Source organism: Archangium gephyra, assembly GCF_049060025.1.
In the GTDB taxonomy this organism is placed as follows: Bacteria; Myxococcota; Myxococcia; order Myxococcales; family Myxococcaceae; genus Archangium; species Archangium gephyra_A.
In genome coordinates this window covers 1,743,555-1,762,296 of sequence record NZ_JBMEQQ010000002.1, presented here as the reverse complement: position 1 = coordinate 1,762,296, position 18,742 = coordinate 1,743,555, and the positions used below count along the sequence as shown (strand labels likewise).

Below are 18,742 nucleotides of genomic sequence, written 5' to 3'. Positions count from 1 at the left end.
CGTCTACGTTCATGGGCTTGAGCTTCCCCCCTCGTAAACAAGGCGGGTCCGCTGGACGGGCACCTCGCCGCCCTCGTGGAGGGGGGACTGGAGGGAGGTTCGGCGGATGCTCAGTCTCTCGCCGTACTTGCTCAACGCTTCCCTCGCATCCGCGATGATCTGTGCCTTCAGGGCCTCGTAGTTCATCCCCGAGAGGTCGCGGCTCTTGAAGCTGAACGTCTCCACGCGCCGTGGCTGCCCACCGAGCCCACCCTCCTCGATGACGAGAACATCCGCGTAGCGCAGGCCTGAGCCCGGCTTCCTCACGCCCACCTGCGTTTCGAGGCGGGGCTTGTCGAAGTCCCCGAGGAAGCTGCGCTGTAACCGAGGCTTCTGCGCGTCGTCTCGCAGAAGTCTCACCATGTCGCGCTCGAAGGCCAGCCCCCGGGCAAACCACCCGCGCAACTGTTCGTAGGGCGCCCACTTGAGGGGGCCCTCGGCGGCCGTGCCACTCTCCACCTCTTTGAAGCGCTTGTTGTAGTACTCGACGTACTCGAGCCAGCGCGGGTTGCCCTGGGCCTCGGCCGGCGGGGCTTCGAGGGCCGGGCGGTGCTGCTTCAGCACCTTCGCGTCCTTGGGCAGGCGTGGGCCCGTGGCCTCGAGCTCAGCCGCCGCGAGCTTGGCCTCCACCACCTCCCGCGTATGGCCCACCCCGTCATCCACCAGCGAGGCCAGGGTGCCCTGCCCCTCTGCGACAGGGGCCTGCTTCGGGGAGGGGCGTGCGGCGTCATCCGTGGCAGCGGTGGCTTCCCCGGCGCCGGCCCCCGCGCCAGTCTTCACGGGCGGGGAGCCCGAGGCCCCAGGCCTGGCCTTGGACATGAGCGGCCGGGCCTTGGCCACATTCCCCCGCGCTTCGTACAGGGCCAGCGCGGCGTCCACCCCTCCCACGGCCACGAAGCGTCCCGCCTCACGTCTGGCTTGTATGTAGCGGGCCAGCTCTCGCATGCCCTCCACGCCCGCGCCCAGCCGTGCTTGCAGTTCCCACGTCCTCTCCGCGAGGAGACTCACTCGGACTCGCACCGTCTCGAGTCCCCGCTGGAGTCCGGCTCCTCCTCCCCGGACCTCGTAGAGGGCGCGCGCGCCCTTGCCACCCACATACAGGGTTGCCAGCAGCGCGACGGGCGTCAGCTCGCGCATGGCCTGCTCGTATTCGCCCTGCGAGAGCGAGTACAGCCCGTGGCCCGTACCCGCCGCGAGGTAGTAGAAGCCCAGCGGCACGCCGAAGGTGACGTGGTCCACGCTGCCCATCACCACGTTGCCCGCCGAGTAGTGCTGCCTGGCCGCCTCCCGCTCCACCTCGTCGAGGTCCTCCTGATAGGACGGTGGGAGCTGGCCTCGTTGTCGGGAGTAGTGGGTGTGCCAGGCGTTCTTCTCCTGCTCGTGGGTGAGCAGGTCGGAGACGGAGCGGCCTGCCCCCCGCAGCAAGTCTCCGGGCAGGAAATCCCTATCCGGGCGGGCCGAGAGCTTCAGGCCCCGCGCCTCCAACTCGGCTTTCGCTCGGGGCATCAGCCCCAGCGTGGTCTCCAGCCGCTTGTCCCGAGCCAGCCAGAAGAGAAGCTCCCGCAGCTCATCGTCATAGGACGAATCGAGGAGGAAGCGGACGAACACCTCGGCATGGGCGACTCCATACGTGCCGGTGGCATGAAGGAGGAAGGCAAGACGCTTGCGGTTGAAAAGGCCGGCGGCGTCCTCACGCAGGGGCCCCAGCGAGCCGAGCCGCACGGCATCCCAGTCCGTCAGCGTCCCCACCAGGCGGGGCATGTCCACCCGCTCCTGGAGGGCGACGTATTCGGCTGGCGCGGTGCACGTGAAGAAGGGGACGAGGAGCGCTTCGCTGTCTCCGGCGGCGAAGTCGGGCCAGCCCGCGGGCACGGCCTGCCCTCCGCACGAGGGCGGCTCCTCGGGGACAGGCCCTGTGCTGGCCACCTCGTCCGCGGGCGCCTTGCCCGCGCTCGCGAGGGCTGCGTCCGGGCCTGGCCCGCGGGCGCTGCGGCGGTGCAGCCGCTGCTGCTCGCCCACCTCGGAGGAGAAGGCGTATTCGCCCGCCTCCGGAGGGGCAACAGGGGAGGGAGCCTCGAATGGGTAGGGCGAGGCGCCCGCCTCAAGCAGCGTGGAGAGGGTGTGGGGGGCACGCTCAGCGCTACCGCCGTGTCGCGGCCCGAGCGTGACGCAGCCGGTGGAGAGCAGCACGGCGCCCAGCAGCAGCGCCGCCCACCTGAGCGCCAGGGCCTCAGCGCGCATTGTCCCCCTCAGGTCACACCACGTGGCGGAGGAGGCTGGTAGGGGCGAGGCAGAATCCATTGCCCCGCCCAGTGCTGGGCAGAGGGATGGCCGCAGCACGGTCCACGGGTGAGTCCCCATCGTGCGCGCCCTCCGGAAGCACCCCCTGCCTAGAAGCTGATCGCGGCGCTCACCGACAGCGAGGTGTCGGTGGGCAGCTTCCCCTGGGCGGGCTCGCTGTCGTACAGGAAGAGGAAGGTGGTGGCGATCGACAGCGTCTGCGTCAGCCGCACGGAGAGCTGCGTCTGGCTGTTGATGATCAGGCGCGAGCCCTCGATGAGGCTGGGCAGCACGCTGAGCTCCTCCAGGAACGCGACGTCCTTGGCGATGCCGTAACGGAAGGCCACGCCGAAGCGGGGGCCGCCGAGCGACACGTCCGGCAGTTCCAGGCGCGAGGGGTAGTACTGGAAGCGCGTCTCCCGGGCGTAGCGGAAGGCCAGGTCCGTGCGCAGGAAGGCATCGCCTCCGTCCGCGCGCTTCGTGTCCAGCCAGATGATGCCGACTCCCGCCTCGCCGGCGCCGCGGAACTCCACGCTCTTCACGTGGTCCGCGTCCACGGCACCCAGCAGGTAGCCGCTGATCTTCTGGGTGAAGCGGTGGTCTCCGCGAAGCTGCAGGGCCGCGTTGAGCGCCGTCACCTGCGACACCGTCACCACCTCTCCCTCCAGCCCGGGGGGACGGCTCTCACCGTAAACGCCCGAGGCCTTGACGGAGTAGATCCAGTTCTCCGTCTTGCGCTCCGCGGAGATCAGCCCGTTGAACGTGACGGTGGAGGCGTTGCCGGTGATGAAGATGAGGCCCAGGCCCACCGTGACGTCCCAGACGTCCTTCTTCGCGGCTTCCTTCTTCTCGGCGTCGGTCTGGGGCTTCTGCTCGGCCGCGGGCTGCTCGGCGGGAGGCGCCGTGCGGGCAATGCCCTGGGCGAGGCGCTCGATGGCCTCGGCCATGCGGGCGTTGGCCTCGGCGGCGCGCTCGGCGGCGGCGGCGGCGCGCTCGGCGGAGGACGCGGCGCGCTCGGCGGAGGTGGCGGCGTCTTCGGGGGTGGTGGTCTGCGCCGGAGCGGAAGGCTGCGCGGGAGCAGGGGTCTGGAGCGTCAGGAAGGCGGACAGAAGGGCGTGGACAGGAAGCACGGCGGACTCGGTCGAGGGATGAAGGGTGGAGCGGCGCGGAGTCTTGGCGCGGAATCACCCCGGGTGCAATGATGAGGTGAGGGGGAGCCCGACATATGAACCGACTCGCATCAGCCATCGAGGACATCCAGAGCCATTACACGGTGGTGGTCGTGGGTTCGGGCTACGGAGGGGCCATTACCGCCTCCCGCCTGGCCCGCGCGGGACAGAAGGTGTGCGTCCTGGAGCGGGGGCGGGAGCTGCGGCCCGGCGAGTACCCGGACACCCCGCTGGAGGCGGCGGCCGAGCTTCCAGGTGGACAAGCCCGAGGGCCAGTTGGGTTCGCGCACGGGGCTGTATCGCCTCCATGTGGACGAGGACATCAACGTGCTGGTGGGCTGTGGCCTGGGAGGCACCTCGCTCATCAACGCCGGGGTGTCCCTGCGTCCGGATCCGCGGCTGTTCGAGGAGCCGTGCTGGCCGGCGGCCCTGCGCGCCGAGGGCATGACGCGGCTGGAGCGCGGCTTCAGCCTGGCGGAGCGGATGCTGGGGGCCACCCCGTACCCGGACACCCATCCCGCGCTGCCCAAGCTGGCCGCGCTGCGCAAGTCGGCCGAGGCCCTGGGGCGGAAGTTCTCGAAGCCGCCCCTCGCCATCACCTTCCAGGACGGAGTCAACGAGGCGGGCGTCACGCAGAAGGCCTGCAACCTCTGTGGGGACTGCTGCTCCGGCTGCAACCCGGGGGCGAAGAACACCCTGTTGATGAACTACCTGCCGGACGCGAAGCGGCACGGGGCGGCTCTTCACCTCCGTGGACGTGCGTTTCATCGAGCGGGCCGGGGACGGCCGCTGGCGGGTGCACTTCCAGGTGCTGGGGACGGGCCGCGAGGCCTTCGAGGCGCCCACGCTGTTCGTCAGCGCGGACCTGGTCATCCTCGCGGCGGGCACGCTCGGCTCGACGGAGCTTCCTCCTGCGCTCCCAGGCGCGAGGGCTGAAGGTCTCCGGGCAGTTGGGGCGGGGCTTCAGTGGCAACGGGGACTCCGCGGGCTTCGCCTACAACACCGCGCAGGAGGTCCGTTCGATCGGCGCGGGCAACCTCCCGGCCCAGGAGCTGCCACCGGTGGGGCCCTGCATCACCGGGCTCATCGACCTGCGCGAGGGCTCCGGCGTCCGGAGCGGAATGGTGCTTGAGGAGTGCGCCCTCCCGGGAGTGCTGGGGGCGGCGCTGCCCGCGGCGATGGGGGCCACGGCGGCGCTGCATGGGACCAACACCGCGCCGGAGGAGCGCGTCCAGCAGAAGGTGCGCGAGGCGGAGAGCCTGGTGCTCGGCCCGCGCGAGGGCGCCGTGCTGCACTCGCAGACGTACCTCGCCCTCACGCATGACGGCGCGGACGGGCGGATGGAGCTGGTGGAGGACCGGGTGCGGATCCGCTGGCCGGGCGTGGGCTCCAAGGACGTCTTCCAGCAGGCGGACGCGCTCATGACGAAGGCCGCCCAGGCACTCAAGGGCATCGCGACGCGCAACCCGCTGTGGACCGAGACGCGGGGCAACAGCCTGCTCTCCGTTCACCCGCTGGGGGGCTGCATCATGGCGGACTCGGCGGAGGCGGGCGTGGTGGACCACCGGGGACAGGTGTTCGCATCCAGCGAGGGCACCGGGGTCCACGAGGGGCTGTACGTCTGTGATGGCTCCATCGTCCCCACGTCGCTGGGCGTCAACCCGCTGCTGACCATCTCCGCGCTGGCCGAGCGGAGCGCGATGATCATCAGCGAGGAGCGTGGCTGGCACATCGACTACGCGGGCAAGGGCGCCATCGCCGAGCCCCCTGCGGTGGAGAAGCCGGGCATCCGTTTCACCGAGCGGATGAAGGGGCACTTCGCCCTGGAGGGCGGGGGGGCGACGAAACCCGAGGAGTTCGAGGCCGCGGAGAAGCGGGGCGGGCAGGCGGGCTCCTCGTTCGAGTTCGTGCTGACCATCATCTCGGATGACCTGGACGAGCTCGTCGAGGATGCGAGGCACGAGGCGCGGATGGTGGGCACGGTGGTGGCGCCGGCTCTCTCCCCGAGGCCGCTGACGGTGACGCACGGCACGTTCAACCTGTTCGTGAAGGACGAGAACGCGGTCGAGACGCGGCGGATGAAGTACCGCATGCGGCTGACGGCGGATGATGGGCGCGCCTTCTTCTTCTCGGGCGACAAGATCGTCCGTGAGGGCCCGCTCTGGAAGGTGTGGCACGACACCTCCACGCTCTACATCACGCTGCACGAGGGCGTGGATGAGGGCGGGCCGGTGGTGGGGAAGGGCGTGCTGCGGATCGCGCCGGAGGACTTCATCAAGCAACTGGGCACGCTCGAGGCCACCCACGCGAGGAACACCGAGGAGCGGCTGGCGGCCACGGTGCGCTTCGGCCGCTACTTCGCCGGGGTGGTCTACGACTACTACGGCGGGGCGACGTCACCGGAGTCGGTGTTCGACCCGGACGCGCCGCCGCGCAAGAAGCGCCCGCTCCGGGTGCCCGCGCCCCAGCTCGTTCCGTTCAAGACGCGGGATGGGGTGGAGCTGCTGCTCACGCGCCACCAGGCGGGCACCCAGGGGCCCGTCATCCTCTCGCATGGCCTGGGCGTCTCCAGCCGCATCTTCACCATCGACACGATCGAGACCAACCTGCTCGAGTACCTGTGCGCGAATGGGTACGACGTGTGGCTGCTGGACTACCGCTCCAGCATCCTGCTGCCGGCGTCCACCGCGCAGTACACCGCCGATGACGTGGCGATGAAGGACTACCCGGCGGCGGTGGCGAAGGTGCGCGAGGTGACGGGGGCGCCGTCGGTGCAGATGGTGGCGCACTGCTTCGGTGCCACCACCTTCAGCATGGCGCTGCTGGGCGGGCTCGAGGGGGTGCGCTCGGCGGTGCTGTCGCAGATCTCCACCGAGTTCGTGGTGCCCCGGCTGGTGGGGCTCAAGGCGGGGCTGCACACGCCGAACCTGCTGGAGCGGCTGGGCGTCAAGTCGATGACGGCGTACACGGACACGAAGTCCGATTGGCTGTCGCGCCTCTACAACAAGGCGGTGGACCTCTACCCGGTGGACAAGGACGAGGAGTGCGACAGCCCGGTGTGCCACCGCATCACCTTCATGTACTCGCTATTGTACGAGCACGCGCAGCTCAACGAGGCGACGCATGCCGCCCTGCACGAGATGTTCGGCCTGGCCACCATCAGGGCCTTCGATGGGATCGCGGACATGGTTCGCGCGGGCCACATCGTGGACGCCTCGGAGAAGGACACCTACCGGCCGCACCTGAATCGCATGGCGCTGCCCATCCGCTTCATCCACGGTGAGCGCAACGGGTGCTTCCTGCCGGAGAGCACGCAGAAGACGCTCGAGGTGCTCGTGCGGGCGAACGGGCCGGGACTGTACTCGCGGCGGGTGATTCCGGAGTACGGCCACATCGACTGCATCTTCGGCAAGAACGCGGCCAAGGACGTGTTCCCGCACATCCTCGAGCACCTCGAGACCACGCAGAAGGCCTGAGCCCCCGGTTCGGTGTTACGGGAACATCACCGAGGGGATGGAGATGCTGCGCGGACCTGCTTCCCATAGGTTCAGGGTGACCGGGCCTCGTGGTTCTCCAGGTGCCGCTGGAACCTCGATGAACACGCTGCCGATCTCGTTGGGCGGTATGGCTTCGGGCTGATGGAGCTTGAGCCCCTCCATCTTCTCGCCCTTGGCGGTGACCAGGGAGGCCCCCACGGTGGTCCAGGGCTCGGTGCTGGAGTTCAAGACCCACGCCTCCACCGCTACGCTCTCGTTGACGCGGTAACTGGTGCCGCTCGACACGGAGAGGCCGCCCGCTGTCGGCTGCTGACCAGGGAACTGACTGAAGCGGATGCCAGGCGGTCTGAGTACCCCGCTCACATAGAGCCTCCATCAACCCAACGGACTGGTTGAGCTGTGATCGCAGTTGCTGGAGCGCCCCGCGCAGTTGCTGGTTCTCTTCGCGGAGCCGCTGGTTCTTCGCGTGCTCCTGCTCTATCTCCTGCTGGTAGGATTCCCGGGTCCGTTTGTCGCGGTACACCTCGACCTGGTGTGTTGCCTGTCCTCGGTGGCCCACCAGCACGAATGTGGCGTTCTGCCGGGCCCCGCCATCCTCGAAGCGCACCGTGAGGCGTATCCGCTCTCCTGGCATCATGTCAGCAGGAGGTAGCAGCGTGAGGAGTTGACGGGCCCGTACCACCTCCTCGAAACGCACCTCGTCCTGCAACTCTACTGTGACAGGTGCGTCGAAGCGCAATCCCGTCAAGAGCCCACGACTGACACACACGTCGAAAGTGGATGTGGACACGAGCGACAACTCAACGCGCTGCACGTTCCCGCAGTCGGCGGCAGCGGGCGGCGATTCCACCGCGGTGGGTCCTTGAAGAAGCACCAGGACCAGGAGGGAGGGGGATACTGGGAGCATTGGCGCAGCCTCCAGAGGCCGGACTAATCGAAACTCTCCACGGGCATGACCCTAGCGGAAGGTGAGACGATGACCCTGTTGCGCGTGCTCTCCGGCTCCATCGGAATCCCAAGCTTGTACTCGTGCCACAACTGGAGACACACCGGCAAGACCTCGCCGCTGGGCAGCCTGGCCTTGGTGAAGCGGCCGTAGACACGATCCGTCCCGAAATAGAGGCGTCCGGAAAAAAAGGTTTTGTTCCGGAGCTTTCCCCAGGGACCGATGATCTCCGCCGTTACCTCCCCTTCCTGCACAGGCGCTTTCGGCCTCATCTGTTCAACGGGGACGAGGCTCGCGCCATGGATGGTTCTGTTCATCAAGCCGAAGGCCTTGTGGGTCATGTCGGCTCCGGGCGGGCACTCCGCCGGCTTGGGAGGCTGACGCTGCTGCGGACCGCTCACGCATCCGGAGCTGGCGACACAACCGGCGGCAACCAGGGTTCGAATCGTCTTGGACTTCGTCATCTTGGGCTCCTCGCTGTTCGTCGCCTTGGCGACGGGCGCGGGGAGGGGTGACGTCGGAGGTCCCGCGCCAGGGACAACTTCGCCCGTCACCTGGGCGGAAGCTATTTCCTGGCGAGGGCTGGCCTGTCGCGGCGGGGAAGGGGGAGGCGACTCCGAGGGTTGGACGAGAGGCGTCACCCACACCCCCAACACCAGCAGCACCGTGGCGGCAACGAGCCCGGCGGTCCGCCACCGGCCAGCCCGGTATCCAGGCTCCGCCGGAGCGGAGGCGGCAGGGCGCTTCTCGCGTCCGGCTCTGGGGAACAGCGGTGTGCGCCAGGCGCTGTCCGCCTGGGTGCACAGCTCCACCAGGTCCTCCGCGAGCGCCTTCGCATCCGCGTACCGGTCCTCGGAGTCCTTTTCCAGCATCCCCATGCACAGTTCGCTCAGGGCCAGGGGCACGCGCGGATTGAGCTCATGCGGAGCTGACGGCGTCTCCTCGAGGATGGCCCGGTTCAACTCCGGGTCGCTCCGGTCTCCGAAGGGAAGCGTGCGCGTCAACAGGAGGTAGGTGACGACGCCCATCGCCCACAGGTCATCTCCCGGCGCGAAGGGGTAGGGCTCGCCCTCCCACTGCTTCGCGAAGCGCAGCGCCTCGGGGCTGCGGTACTCCGCGGTGCCCGGTGGCAGGCGCAGGGTCAGCCGCGGCGCCCCCTCCTTGAGGCCCGCCGCGCCGAAGTCCACCAACACCGGTTGCCCGTCCGCCTCGCGCATGACGATGTTGGCTTCCTTGATGTCCCGGTGCACCACGCCCGAGGCATGCACGTCCGCCAGGGTGAGCGCGAAGGGCAGCAACACCCGCATCACCAACTCGAGCGCGGAGGGATTCTCCTGCTCCGCCCAGACGTCGAGCGTGCGGCCCTCGACGAGCTCCAGGGCCAGCACGAGGAAGCGCGGCTCGTCCTCTGGCCAGAAGCCATACCCGTGGAAGGCCACCACATTGGGGTGGTGCACCAGCCGCAGTGCGGCCGCCTCCCGGTCGCCCCGTGGGTGGATGCGCACCAGCTTGATGGCGTAGGGCCGTCCGTTCCGTCTCGCCCGGTACACGGTGCCGAAGCTGCCGGAAGCAATCGTCCCCTCTACGGTGAAGCCAGCCACCTGGGTGCCGGGAGCCAATTGTCCAGGCACTTCCTCTGGACCCTGTCCGCCGTTTCCATCGAGCATCCCGCATCCCTCCGCGAACCGCGGAGGCTACCAGGGAGATGGGTGAGATCCCCGGACGTGATGGGTAGTCAGCCTCCCACCCTCTTGATGATGCCCCGGCAGCGCCAGTCGAAGTAGTTGATGAGGATCCAGAAGTTCTTGAACGCCGGGTTGCGCGTCTGCTTGTGGTGGTAGCGGTAGTAGATCTGCTGGGCGATGACGGCGAGGCGGAACAGGCCGTAGACCTCGTAGAAGGCCCAATTGGCGGGCTTCAACCCGGTGCGCTCGAGGTAGTAGGCGACCACCTCCTCGCGCCGGAGCATGCCGGGCAGGTGCGTGGGCTGGCGGCGGGTGATGCGCATCAGCCAGGGATCATCGGCGTGCACCCAGTAGGCGAGGGTGTTGCCGAGGTCCATCAGCGGATCTCCCAGGGTGGCCATCTCCCAGTCGAGCACGCCGATGACCTCGGTGGGACGCTCCGGGTGGAGCACCACGTTGTCGAAGCGCCAGTCGTTGTGGATGACGCAGGTGGAGACGTCATCGGGGGTGTGGGCCGCGAGCCAGTCACGCACGGCCCGGAAGCTGGGGACGTTCCAGGTGCGGGCCTTCTCGTAGCGATCCGACCAGCCCTCGATCTGCCGCCGGGGGTAGCCGGCGCCCTTGCCGAGCGACTCCAGCCCCACGGCCCGGTAGTCCACCCGGTGCAGCTCGATGAGCTTGTCGATGACGTTGAGGCAGAGCTGGCGGGTCTGTGCCGCGTCCAGCCGCATCCCGGGCGGCAGGCGCGAGCGGGGGATGAGGCCGGCGATCCGCTCCATGACGTAGAAGTCGGCACCGATGACGGCCGGGTCCTGGCACAGGCCCACCATGGTGGGCACGGCGGGGTAGACGGGCTCGAGCGCCTTCTGCACCGTGTACTCGCGCGCCATGTCGTGCGCCGACTTCGCCTTGGTGCCCGCGGGGGGCCGCCGCAGGATGAGGTCGCGGTTGGCGTACTCGAGCCGGTAGGTCCAGTTGGAGGCCCCGCCCGCGTACTGGGTGACCTTGGGCGTGCCCTCCAGCGTGGGCACCTGGGCCTTGAGCCAGGCGTCCACGGCGGGGATGTCGAGCTCCTCGCCCGCGCGCACGGCCCTGGCCTCATCGAGAGCGGGAGTCATGCCGGCTGCGCCCCTCCATCCCCACGCATCCTGCGGGTGCGCTTGCGGATCATCGAGGCATAGACGCCGCGCGGCAGGATCCGCTTCATCAGCCAGGCCTGACGGCCCTCGGCGTGGGGGAGGATGTAGAAGTGGCGCTGCTCGACGGCCCGGAAGATCTGATCGGCGATGTCGTCCGCGGTGATGGGCGAGCGCTCGAGCAGCTTGCCCATGACCGTCCGCAGCCCGGCGTTGGAGGTGCGCAGCGACTCGGCGAGGTTGGTTTTGAAGAAGGACGGGCAGACGACGCTGACGCCGATGCGGTTGTCGGCGAGCTCGTTGTGCAGCGTCTCCGACAGCGAGACGACGGCGGCCTTGGTCGCGTTGTAGCTGCTCATCATGGGCACATCGAGCAGCCCGGCCATGGAGGCCACGTTGACGAAGTAGCCGTGGCCCTGGCGCTTGAACAGCGGCGTGAAGACCTTGCAGCCGCGCACGACGCCCAGGAGGTTGATGTCGATGATCCACTGCCAGTCATCGAGCGAGACCTCCTCGATGGCACCCGCCTGGGCCACGCCGGCGTTGTTGACCACCACGTCGACGCCGCCCCAGTTCGAGGAGAGCCACTCGGCGGCCGCGTGCAGGTCCTCCTCGCGCGTCACATCGCAGCGGAGGGAGTGCGCGTGTTGGGTGAGGGAGGTGAGGCTCTTCAGGGTCTCCGCGCCCCGGGCATCGTTGACGTCGGCAATACAGACGCGCCAGCCGGCCCGGGCGTAACGCAGGGCGATGGCCTGTCCGAGCCCGCTGGCGCCGCCGGTGATGAAGATGCGCTGGTCACTCATGATTCCCGGCTCCTGGAGAAGCCGCGCCGGGCGAGCTCGATGCGGGCGATGACGCCCTTGTGCACTTCGTCCGGTCCGTCCGCGAGCCGCAAGGTGCGGGCCTGGGCGAAGAAGTTCGGGAGCTGGGTGTCGCCCGAGACTCCGGCACCACCGTGGATCTGGATGGCGTCATCCACCACCTTCTGCAGCATGTTGGGGGCCACGACCTTGATGGCGGAGATCTCGGTCATCGCGCCCAGGGCGCCCAGCTCGTCCAGCTTCCAGGCGGCATGGAGCGTGAGCAGGCGCGCCTGATCGATGGCGATACGGGCCTCGGCGACGCGCTCGCGGTTGCCGCCGAGGTTGAGCAGCGGCTTGCCGAAGGCGGTGCGGCTCATGCCGCGATCGATCATCAGATCGAGCGACTGCTCCGCCGCGCCGATGCAGCGCATGCAGTGGTGGATGCGGCCGGGGCCGAGCCGTCCCTGGGCGATCTCGAAACCCCGTCCCGGGCCCGCGATGATGTGGGAGACCGGCACCCGGACGTCACGGAAGTGCACCTCGCCGTGGCCGTGCGGCTCGTCGTAGTCGCCGTACACGGGGAGCATGCGCTGGATCTCCACGCCCTTCGTGTCCAGCGGCACGAGCACCATCGAGTGCTGGTGGTGGCGGTCGCCCCCCTCGTTGGCGGTGCGGGCCATGAAGATGATGATCTTCGCCCGGGGGTCGCCGATGCCGCTCGACCACCACTTCTTGCCGTTGAGCACCACCTCGTCGCCCTCGACGGTGGCGGTGGCCTGCATGTTGGTCGCGTCCGAGGAGGCCACATCGGGCTCGGTCATGCAGAAGACGGAGCGGATCTCTCCGGCGAGCAGGGGCGTGAGCCAGCGCGCCTTCTGCTCCTCGGATCCGTACCTCCAGAGCACCTCCATGTTGCCGGTGTCCGGAGCGTTGCAGTTGAAGACCTCGGGGGCCATGAAGCTGCGGCCCATCTCCTCGGCGACGGGCGCGTACTCCAGGGTGCTGAGACCCGCGCCGAGCGTCGCGTCGGGCAGGAACAGGTTCCACAGACCTTCGGCCCTGGCGCGTGCCTTGAGCTCCTCCATGAGGGGAGGGATCTTCCACTGCCGCCAGTCACCGCCATGGCTGGCCCCGCGGATCTGCGCCCAGTACTGCGCCTCCACGGGCTGGATGTGCTTCTGGATGAAGCGCCGCACACGCTCGCGGTAGTCCTTGGAACGGTCACTCGGTTCGAAGTTCATGGGAGGCCCCTTTATCGCGGGGTCTCATCCTGGGGCCGGGCCCCTTGATGAAGCCAGTGAATGTTGGGCCGGATGAAGTGCGGCACCGGGCGCGTGTTGCGCACGCTGTCAGCTTCCTGTCGAGGCGATGGCCCCAGGGTGGATGGACTTCGCGGCGAGGACCTCACTGACGAGGAGGTCGCGGATGGCGTTGCCGAGCTTGTCTCCCAGGTTGTAGTCCACCGTGACGACCGCCCCGTTTCCGATGAGCCGCAGCCTCGGCTGCCCGTAGCTCACCTGGTCATCGAAACCGAGCTCCTCCCCGAAGACGATGGCGTGCAGCCGGCTTTTCGGCACGGCGGTGCGCGACCACCTCCGTCCCGCGCGCTGGTAGCAGTAACCCACCCTCTCGCCATCGACAAAGAAGACCTCCGCGCCCGGGGGCTTGCCCCTCACATCGAACAGGAAGTTCCGCAGATGGTGCCGGAAGCCCGCGAGCCACAGGAAGGCGGGCGAGACGAGCAGCATCCCCACGAGGAGCACCCAGGCCAGGCCCTTGGGAGCCGGTGAGTCGGCGCGCCGCAGCTCCAGGCCCGTCTCGGTGGTGACGAGCTCGAAGCCCGCGGCGGTGACCTCGGCCCTGGCCCATTCGAGGTCCAGCTTACGGGGATCCAGCATGAGCGGGAGCTGCCCATGGCCACGGTGCACCACCACGGGGGGTGGTCCCTGGTTCAGCTCCACGAGCTTCAGCCCGGCCGCCGCGGCCACTGCGTACAGCGTGGCCACGGTGGCACGGCCCTGCCGCTCGCCGGAGACCGTGAAGCGAAAGGGAGGCGCCTCGGATGGTGAGGTCACCACCTCCAGCGTATGGACCGGGACGGTGAAACGGAAACGCAGGAAGCCGGGCAGCCAGCTTCGTGCCGGGCGCTCAACATGGCGCACATAGACGGGCGTGGAGCTGTCCTTGCTGCCGTCGTAGCGCGGGTAGGACACTGGCTGCAGGGCGGCGGGGTGTTGCGGCGTGCCACCATCTCCCGAGTCTCCATCGCCTTGCGACGTCAGGCTCTGCAAGAAGACCCAGAGCAGCACCAGCAGGACGAGGCTCCACAGCAGGAGCTTGAAGGGGAAGGTGAGGAGCGCTCCCCAGCGGAAGCGCTCGTCACGGATGTGCATGAGGACGAGCGCGTCGGCCCCGGCCAGGCGTGCGCGCAGCTCCGCTCGCACGGATTCCGGCAGTGCGCCGAGTGCCTGCTCGATGGCCTGGCTCGCATGGGCCCCAGCGGGAGCGTTCATCAGGGGGCCGAGGGTCTCGCGCTGCCCACCTGGGGGTCAAGAGGCAGGCTCCGACCGGAGGGAGGGGCAGGCAGGTTCCCGTGTCCCGGTGGCGGAGGACTCCCGATGCCTATTGTCGGAGAGCGCTCCGCCCCTGGGGCCCCGAGGAGTTCTCCATGTCCTTGCCGTTACGTCTGGCCGGTGCGGTGCTGGTGCTGGGGCTCGCCTCCTGCACGAGCATCAAGACGAGCACGAACTACGATCCCAACTCCGTACAGGCGGTGGGCTCGTACCGCACCTATGCCTGGTTGCCCATGAAGGACGGCGCGGATCCTCGCGTCTACAACCCCATCATCCAGGCACGCGTGCAACTGGCGGTGGACCGGGAGCTTCAGGCTCGCGGCTACCAGAAGGTGGAGCAGGGGCAGGACGCGGACTTCAAGGTGGGCTGGCACGCGGCCATCGACGACAAGGTGGACGTGGACTTCGTCAACAACTTCTACGGCTACGCCTGGGACCCCTGGTACGACCCCTTCTACGGCCCGGTCGCCTACGGCGGCGCGGGGCTGGCCGAGCCCGTCGTCCGCGAGTACCGCGAGGGGACGCTCATCCTCGACGTCGTGGATGGGGACTCGAACAAGCTCGTCTGGCGCGGCACCGCGGAGGCCCGGCTGGCCGAGAACATGGATGCGAAGAAGAGCCAGAAGCTCATCAACAAGGCCGCCGATGAGCTGCTGGAGGATTTCCCGCCCGAGCCCCGGAAGGAGTAGGGGCCAGGCCCTCAGTCCGAGGTGACGTCCACGCCTCCCCCCGCACCCGCCAGCGCGTGGTGGTACAGCGCTGCGCGAAGTGCGCGTCGTGCGTCACCAGCAGCAGGGCTCCGGGGTACTCGCGCAGGGCCTCCTCCAGGTGCTCGATGGAGGGCAGGTCCAGGTGGTTGGTGGGCTCGTCGAGCACCAGCGCCCAGGCATGCTGTCCGAGCCCGCGCGCGATGAGCAGCTTGCGCGTCTCCCCCGGGGACGGCTGCTCCGTGGCGAGCAGGCGATCCGGATCCACCCCGAGCGCGGCCACCAGGGACAGCACGCGGCCCTTCTCCGTGGGAGGCAGCTCGCGCACCGACTCGAGCACCTCCTCGGCCTCATCCGCGCTCAAGTCCTGCGGTACGTACAGCACGCGCTCCAGCGGCACTCGCGCCTGTTCGAGCAGGGCCTGGAGCAGGGTGCTCTTGCCCGCGCCGTTGGGGCCCTCGATGCGGATGCGGGCGTCCCTCGGAACATCGAGCCGCAGCGGCCCGAACAGCTCCACCTCGCCCGCGCACAACCGGGGCACGTCGAGGCTGAACAGCAGGGCGTGGGGCGGGCGGACGTAGTCGACGAAGATGGAGCGCCCGAGCGTCTTCTCCACCTCGATGGACTCGACGGCGCTGGCGGCGCGCTCGGTCTCGCGGCGGATGAGGGTCACGCTGCGGCCGAGACGGGCATCCGCCCAGCTCACGAGGTTCTTGGCGCCCAGGGTGCGTGCGTCGCTGTCGTACTTGTCCTTCATGCGGCTGCCCGCGTTGCGCGAGGCGGAGGCGGACTCCTGCTCCCGGCGTGTCTGCGCGAGCCGCTGCTGGAGCCGGCGGTGCTCGTCCTGGGCCTGGTGCCGGGCGGTGCGGCGGCCCTCCAGCTCGGCTTCCCACGCCTCGCGCGCCGCGGTGTAGGCCCCGGACCACAGGCGCACCGAGCCCCCATCGACGCGCAGCGTGGAGGTGGTGAGGGCCTCGAGCAGCTCCCGGTCGTGCGAGACGAGCACGCCCACTCCGCGGAAGCGGCGCAGCGCGGAGATGAGCCACTCCCGGGCCTCGGCGTCGAGGTGGTTGGTGGGCTCGTCGAGCAGCAGCACGTCCGGCTCGCGCGCCAGCGCCGCGCCGATCTGCCAGCGCTTGCGCTCCCCGGGTGACAGCGTGGGCCACCGCTCCAGGGCGGTGACATCCAACCCGAGCTGGCCGAGCAGCCGCCTCGAGCGGGAGTCATACGCCTCGGCGAGCGCGGTGATGTCGGGGGTGAGCTCCTCGACACGCTGCGGACAGAGGTGGACGAGCGCCGAGGGCGGCTCGAAATGGAGGTGTCCATCCGAGGGCTGGAGCTCGCCGGAGATCAGCCGCAGCAGGGTGGATTTGCCGGCGCCGTTGGAGCCGACGAGGCCCGTCCAGCCTGGAGGCAGGTGGAACTCAGCGTCGGAGAAGAGGGGAACGGCGTCGGAAAACGCGAAGGAGACGCGGTGGGCGCGAACGAGTGACACGAGGAACTCCGGAATCGTTCCGGGCACGCACGAGGGGCCCGGTGGGTGGCTGAGAGACAGCGCCGCGATTCAGGAGTGGATCTTCAATGGAGTACGAAGCCTCGTGTTCGAGGGGGCCCGGAATTCAGGGCTCGGAACTATTAACCACCGACGGGCCCCCGTGCAATCCCTGACGGGCTCGTCCTAGCGGGCGGGCACGGTCGCGGCGGCAGCCTGCGCCTGCCGGGCGAGCCGCCAGGCACCAATGGACGCGGCCAGCGTCGACGTCGTGGTCAGCAGGAGCGCCAGGGCGACGTTGTGCAGCGACTCCTGGAAGCCGTAATACAGGATGACCGGCTTCGGCTCGCCCTGCATCTCAGCGTAGAAGCGCAGCATGGTGATGACGCCCGTGGTGAAGCCCAGGCCTCCCGCGAAGAGCGTGAACAGCCCCAGGGCGATCATCAATGGAACGTGGCGGGACTCGGGACGGCTGGCGTACCGCAGGCTGGTCCCCAGCAGCGCCAGACCCGCGATGAGCGTCGGGTACATCCCCCAACCACCTGCGATGAACGCATCCGAAATGGACATGGGCTCTCCCTTTTGTGATGAGCAACCCCTCGGACAATGGGGCTCACGAAAGGTTCCAATCCGGGAGCCGAGACACCCTCACCCCGCCCCTCTCCCGGAGGGCGAGGGGATGTTGACGTGGTGAGGGGATTGTTCCGCCGGGACTGCTCCGGACTACTCCTCGGAGGGCAGCGCCGGGCGGTTGCGCACCGGCACCGCGGGCGGCTGCGTCTGCAACGTGCGCGAGAGTGACTGGGCGCTCCGGGCCGCGGCGCTCGGCGCGGGCTGCGACTGGGAGGTGCTCTCCTTGGTGAACACCTCCTTGAGCATCGCGATGCTGCCCAGCGCCGTCGTGGCCTCGTAGGGGACGAACATCTTGTTGTCGCCCTTGCCCAGCTCCTGCAGCGTCTCCATGTAGCGCAGCGCCAGCACCTCGGGCGTCGCGCCGCCACCGGCGTTGACGGCATCGAAGACCAGCCGCGTGGCATCGGCCTTCGCTTCCGCGTCCAGCAGCGTGGCGCGCTTGCGGCCCTCGGCGCGCGCCACCTCCGCGTCACGCTCGGCCTCCGCGCGGAGGATCCGGGAGATCTTCTCGCCCTCGGCCTGGAGGATGGCCGCGGACTTGTCACCCTCGGCCTTGGTCACCTCGGCGCGGCGCTCGCGCTCGGCCGTCATCTGCTTGGCCATGGCGTCCTTGATGGCCGCGGGCGGCTCGATCTCGCGCAGCTCCACCCGCGTCACCTTCACGCCCCACTTCTCCGTGGCCTCGTCCAGCACCAGGCGCAGCTTGGTGTTCACCGTCTCGCGGCTGGTGAGCGTCTGGTCCAGCGTCAGTCCGCCCATGATGTTGCGCAGGTTCGTCATCGTGAGCTGCTCGATGGCCAGCGCCAGGTTCTCCACCGCGTAGAGCGCCTTCGCGGCGTCCACGATCTGGTAGTAGATGACCGAGCCCACCTCCATGGTGACGTTGTCATGGGTGATGGCCTGCACGGTCTCGAAGCCCATGACCTGCTCGCGCAAGTCCACCAGGTGGCTGCGGAAGATGCGGTTGCCCACGCGCATCTCCATGACGCGCGGCGAGTCGAAGAACGGGATGAGGATGTTCGGCCCGCTGGTGGCCACGTGGTGGAACTTGCCCAGACGCTCCACCACCATGACCTTGGCCTGGGGCACGATGCGCAGGCCCTTGACCATGGCGAACACCACGGCGACCGCACCGATGACAAAGAGGGCAGTACCCATCTAACGACCTTCCTTCTGTTTCGGAGAAACTTCCAGGGATGCGGCGGGGCGCCGCACCCACAGCTTCAAACCTTCCACCTGCTCGACGACGACCAGCTCCCCCGTGGCCACGCCGCCTCCGAGTGAGCGCGCGGACCAGAGTTCTCCGTTGATGCGCACGGTGCCGCCGTGCCCATCCACGAGCGCCTCGGTGACCACGGCTTCCTGGCCCACCATCGCCTCCACGCCCGTCTTCATCTTGGACGCGTTGCGCATGAAGGCCTTCTTGAAGATCGTGCGCGAGCCGGCGAAGAGCGCCAGCGACACACTCATGAAGACCAGGAGCTGGACGTTGATGCCCAGCCCCAACGCCGCGATGAGGGAAGCGGCCAGCGCTCCCACGGCGAACCAGAGCACCACGAAGCCGGGGAGGGCCATTTCCAGCGCGCCTCCGATGATTGCGGCGAGGATCCACAACTGCCAGCCATGGATGTCCATGAACGCTCCTGTCCGGCCCGGAGCTTGCCACCTTGGAGACGCGGTGCGCCAGGACCCTTGTCCCGGGCCTGACATTCCTCCCCCGGGGGCGGGCAGCGGGGTAGGCTCCGCCGCCGTCCAACCCCTGGAGGTGTGCGCCATGGGCGG

At 68.9% G+C, this 18,742-nt stretch carries 15 protein-coding genes and 1 pseudogene; 3 read left to right on the top strand and 13 right to left on the bottom strand.

The features are described 5' to 3' along the window. Nucleotides 1–9 precede the first annotated feature (9 nt). Both ACN28I_RS07780 and ACN28I_RS07775 read right to left on the bottom strand, forming a co-directional pair. Nucleotides 10–2,280 (bottom strand): hypothetical protein, encoded by a 2,271-nt coding sequence (locus ACN28I_RS07780; RefSeq protein WP_420941468.1) that lies wholly within the window; start codon nt 2,278–2,280, stop codon nt 10–12. A 149-nt stretch (nt 2,281–2,429) separates the two neighbouring features. Beyond that, nucleotides 2,430–3,449: a DUF481 domain-containing protein gene (locus ACN28I_RS07775; RefSeq protein ID WP_420941467.1), complete on the bottom strand. Its 1,020-nt coding sequence runs from the start codon at nt 3,447–3,449 to the stop codon at nt 2,430–2,432. 294 nt (nt 3,450–3,743) lie between these two features. Between ACN28I_RS07775 and ACN28I_RS07770 the strand changes: the two genes are divergently transcribed. Then, nucleotides 3,744–4,424, top strand: coding sequence for a GMC family oxidoreductase N-terminal domain-containing protein (locus ACN28I_RS07770; protein ID WP_420941466.1), 681 nt, complete (start codon nt 3,744–3,746; stop codon nt 4,422–4,424). A 14-nt stretch (nt 4,425–4,438) separates the two neighbouring features. Next, nucleotides 4,439–6,964, top strand: a complete 2,526-nt coding sequence (locus tag ACN28I_RS07765) for an alpha/beta fold hydrolase (protein WP_420941465.1) — start codon at nt 4,439–4,441, stop codon at nt 6,962–6,964. Nucleotides 6,965–6,979: 15 nt separating this feature from the next. Here ACN28I_RS07765 and ACN28I_RS07760 read toward each other — a convergent pair whose 3' ends face one another. The 7 genes and pseudogenes from ACN28I_RS07760 to ACN28I_RS07730 form a co-directional block, all read right to left on the bottom strand. Next, nucleotides 6,980–7,348, bottom strand: a complete 369-nt coding sequence (locus tag ACN28I_RS07760; protein ID WP_420941464.1) for a DUF2381 family protein — start codon at nt 7,346–7,348, stop codon at nt 6,980–6,982. A gap of 31 nt (nt 7,349–7,379) precedes the next feature. Beyond that, nucleotides 7,380–7,892, bottom strand: a pseudogene (locus ACN28I_RS07755) (DUF2381 family protein); the annotation flags it as partial. Nucleotides 7,893–7,915: 23 nt separating this feature from the next. Then, nucleotides 7,916–9,550 carry a serine/threonine protein kinase gene (locus ACN28I_RS07750; protein WP_420941463.1) on the bottom strand — a complete coding sequence of 545 codons (1,635 nt, stop codon included), beginning with the start codon at nt 9,548–9,550 and terminating at the stop codon, nt 7,916–7,918. Nucleotides 9,551–9,666: 116 nt separating this feature from the next. Next, the gene (locus ACN28I_RS07745; protein ID WP_420941462.1) at nt 9,667–10,734 is read right to left on the bottom strand and encodes a phosphotransferase family protein; all 1,068 of its coding nucleotides are present in this window, start codon (nt 10,732–10,734) and stop codon (nt 9,667–9,669) included. Next, nucleotides 10,731–11,555, bottom strand: coding sequence for an SDR family oxidoreductase (locus ACN28I_RS07740; protein ID WP_420941461.1), 825 nt, complete (start codon nt 11,553–11,555; stop codon nt 10,731–10,733). Before ACN28I_RS07740 ends, ACN28I_RS07745 begins: the two co-directional genes overlap by 4 nt. Then, complete coding sequence (locus tag ACN28I_RS07735; protein ID WP_420941460.1) at nt 11,552–12,796, bottom strand: acyl-CoA dehydrogenase family protein; 1,245 nt, start codon at nt 12,794–12,796, stop codon at nt 11,552–11,554. The genes ACN28I_RS07740 and ACN28I_RS07735 overlap by 4 nt, the downstream gene beginning before the upstream one ends. 108 nt (nt 12,797–12,904) lie before the next feature. After that, entirely contained in the window at nt 12,905–14,068 is a 1,164-nt protein-coding gene (locus tag ACN28I_RS07730; RefSeq protein WP_420941459.1) for a hypothetical protein, read from the bottom strand. Between the two features lie 155 nt (nt 14,069–14,223). On the opposite strand from ACN28I_RS07730, the gene ACN28I_RS07725 reads away from it, so the two are divergent. Beyond that, nucleotides 14,224–14,817 carry a DUF4136 domain-containing protein gene (locus ACN28I_RS07725; RefSeq protein ID WP_420941458.1) on the top strand — a complete coding sequence of 198 codons (594 nt, stop codon included), beginning with the start codon at nt 14,224–14,226 and terminating at the stop codon, nt 14,815–14,817. Here the strand turns inward: ACN28I_RS07725 and ACN28I_RS07720 are convergent. The 4 genes from ACN28I_RS07720 to ACN28I_RS07705 all read right to left on the bottom strand — a co-directional run bounded on the left by ACN28I_RS07720 (nt 14,759) and on the right by ACN28I_RS07705 (nt 18,595). Beyond that, nucleotides 14,759–16,330, bottom strand: coding sequence for an ATP-binding cassette domain-containing protein (locus ACN28I_RS07720; RefSeq protein ID WP_420941457.1), 1,572 nt, complete (start codon nt 16,328–16,330; stop codon nt 14,759–14,761). The genes ACN28I_RS07725 and ACN28I_RS07720 overlap by 59 nt on opposite strands. 183 nt (nt 16,331–16,513) lie before the next feature. After that, nucleotides 16,514–16,897: a hypothetical protein gene (locus ACN28I_RS07715; protein ID WP_420941456.1), complete on the bottom strand. Its 384-nt coding sequence runs from the start codon at nt 16,895–16,897 to the stop codon at nt 16,514–16,516. A 153-nt stretch (nt 16,898–17,050) separates the two neighbouring features. Further along, nucleotides 17,051–18,118 carry an SPFH domain-containing protein gene (locus ACN28I_RS07710; RefSeq protein WP_420941455.1) on the bottom strand — a complete coding sequence of 356 codons (1,068 nt, stop codon included), beginning with the start codon at nt 18,116–18,118 and terminating at the stop codon, nt 17,051–17,053. After that, complete coding sequence (locus ACN28I_RS07705; RefSeq protein ID WP_420941454.1) at nt 18,119–18,595, bottom strand: NfeD family protein; 477 nt, start codon at nt 18,593–18,595, stop codon at nt 18,119–18,121. It lies immediately after the preceding gene. Between the last annotated feature and the right edge of the window lie 147 nt (nt 18,596–18,742).

Coding starts and splice junctions, on each gene's coding strand:
- ACN28I_RS07780 (WP_420941468.1), bottom strand. CDS start 2,280: ATGCGCGCTGAGGCCCTGGCGCTCAGGTGGGCGGCGCTGCTGCTGGGC.
- ACN28I_RS07745 (WP_420941462.1), bottom strand. CDS start 10,734: ATGACTCCCGCTCTCGATGAGGCCAGGGCCGTGCGCGCGGGCGAGGAG.
- ACN28I_RS07740 (WP_420941461.1), bottom strand. CDS start 11,555: ATGAGTGACCAGCGCATCTTCATCACCGGCGGCGCCAGCGGGCTCGGA.
- ACN28I_RS07735 (WP_420941460.1), bottom strand. CDS start 12,796: ATGAACTTCGAACCGAGTGACCGTTCCAAGGACTACCGCGAGCGTGTG.
- ACN28I_RS07730 (WP_420941459.1), bottom strand. CDS start 14,068: ATGAACGCTCCCGCTGGGGCCCATGCGAGCCAGGCCATCGAGCAGGCA.
- ACN28I_RS07725 (WP_420941458.1), top strand. CDS start 14,224: ATGTCCTTGCCGTTACGTCTGGCCGGTGCGGTGCTGGTGCTGGGGCTC.
- ACN28I_RS07715 (WP_420941456.1), bottom strand. CDS start 16,897: ATGTCCATTTCGGATGCGTTCATCGCAGGTGGTTGGGGGATGTACCCG.
- ACN28I_RS07710 (WP_420941455.1), bottom strand. CDS start 18,118: ATGGGTACTGCCCTCTTTGTCATCGGTGCGGTCGCCGTGGTGTTCGCC.
- ACN28I_RS07705 (WP_420941454.1), bottom strand. CDS start 18,595: ATGGACATCCATGGCTGGCAGTTGTGGATCCTCGCCGCAATCATCGGA.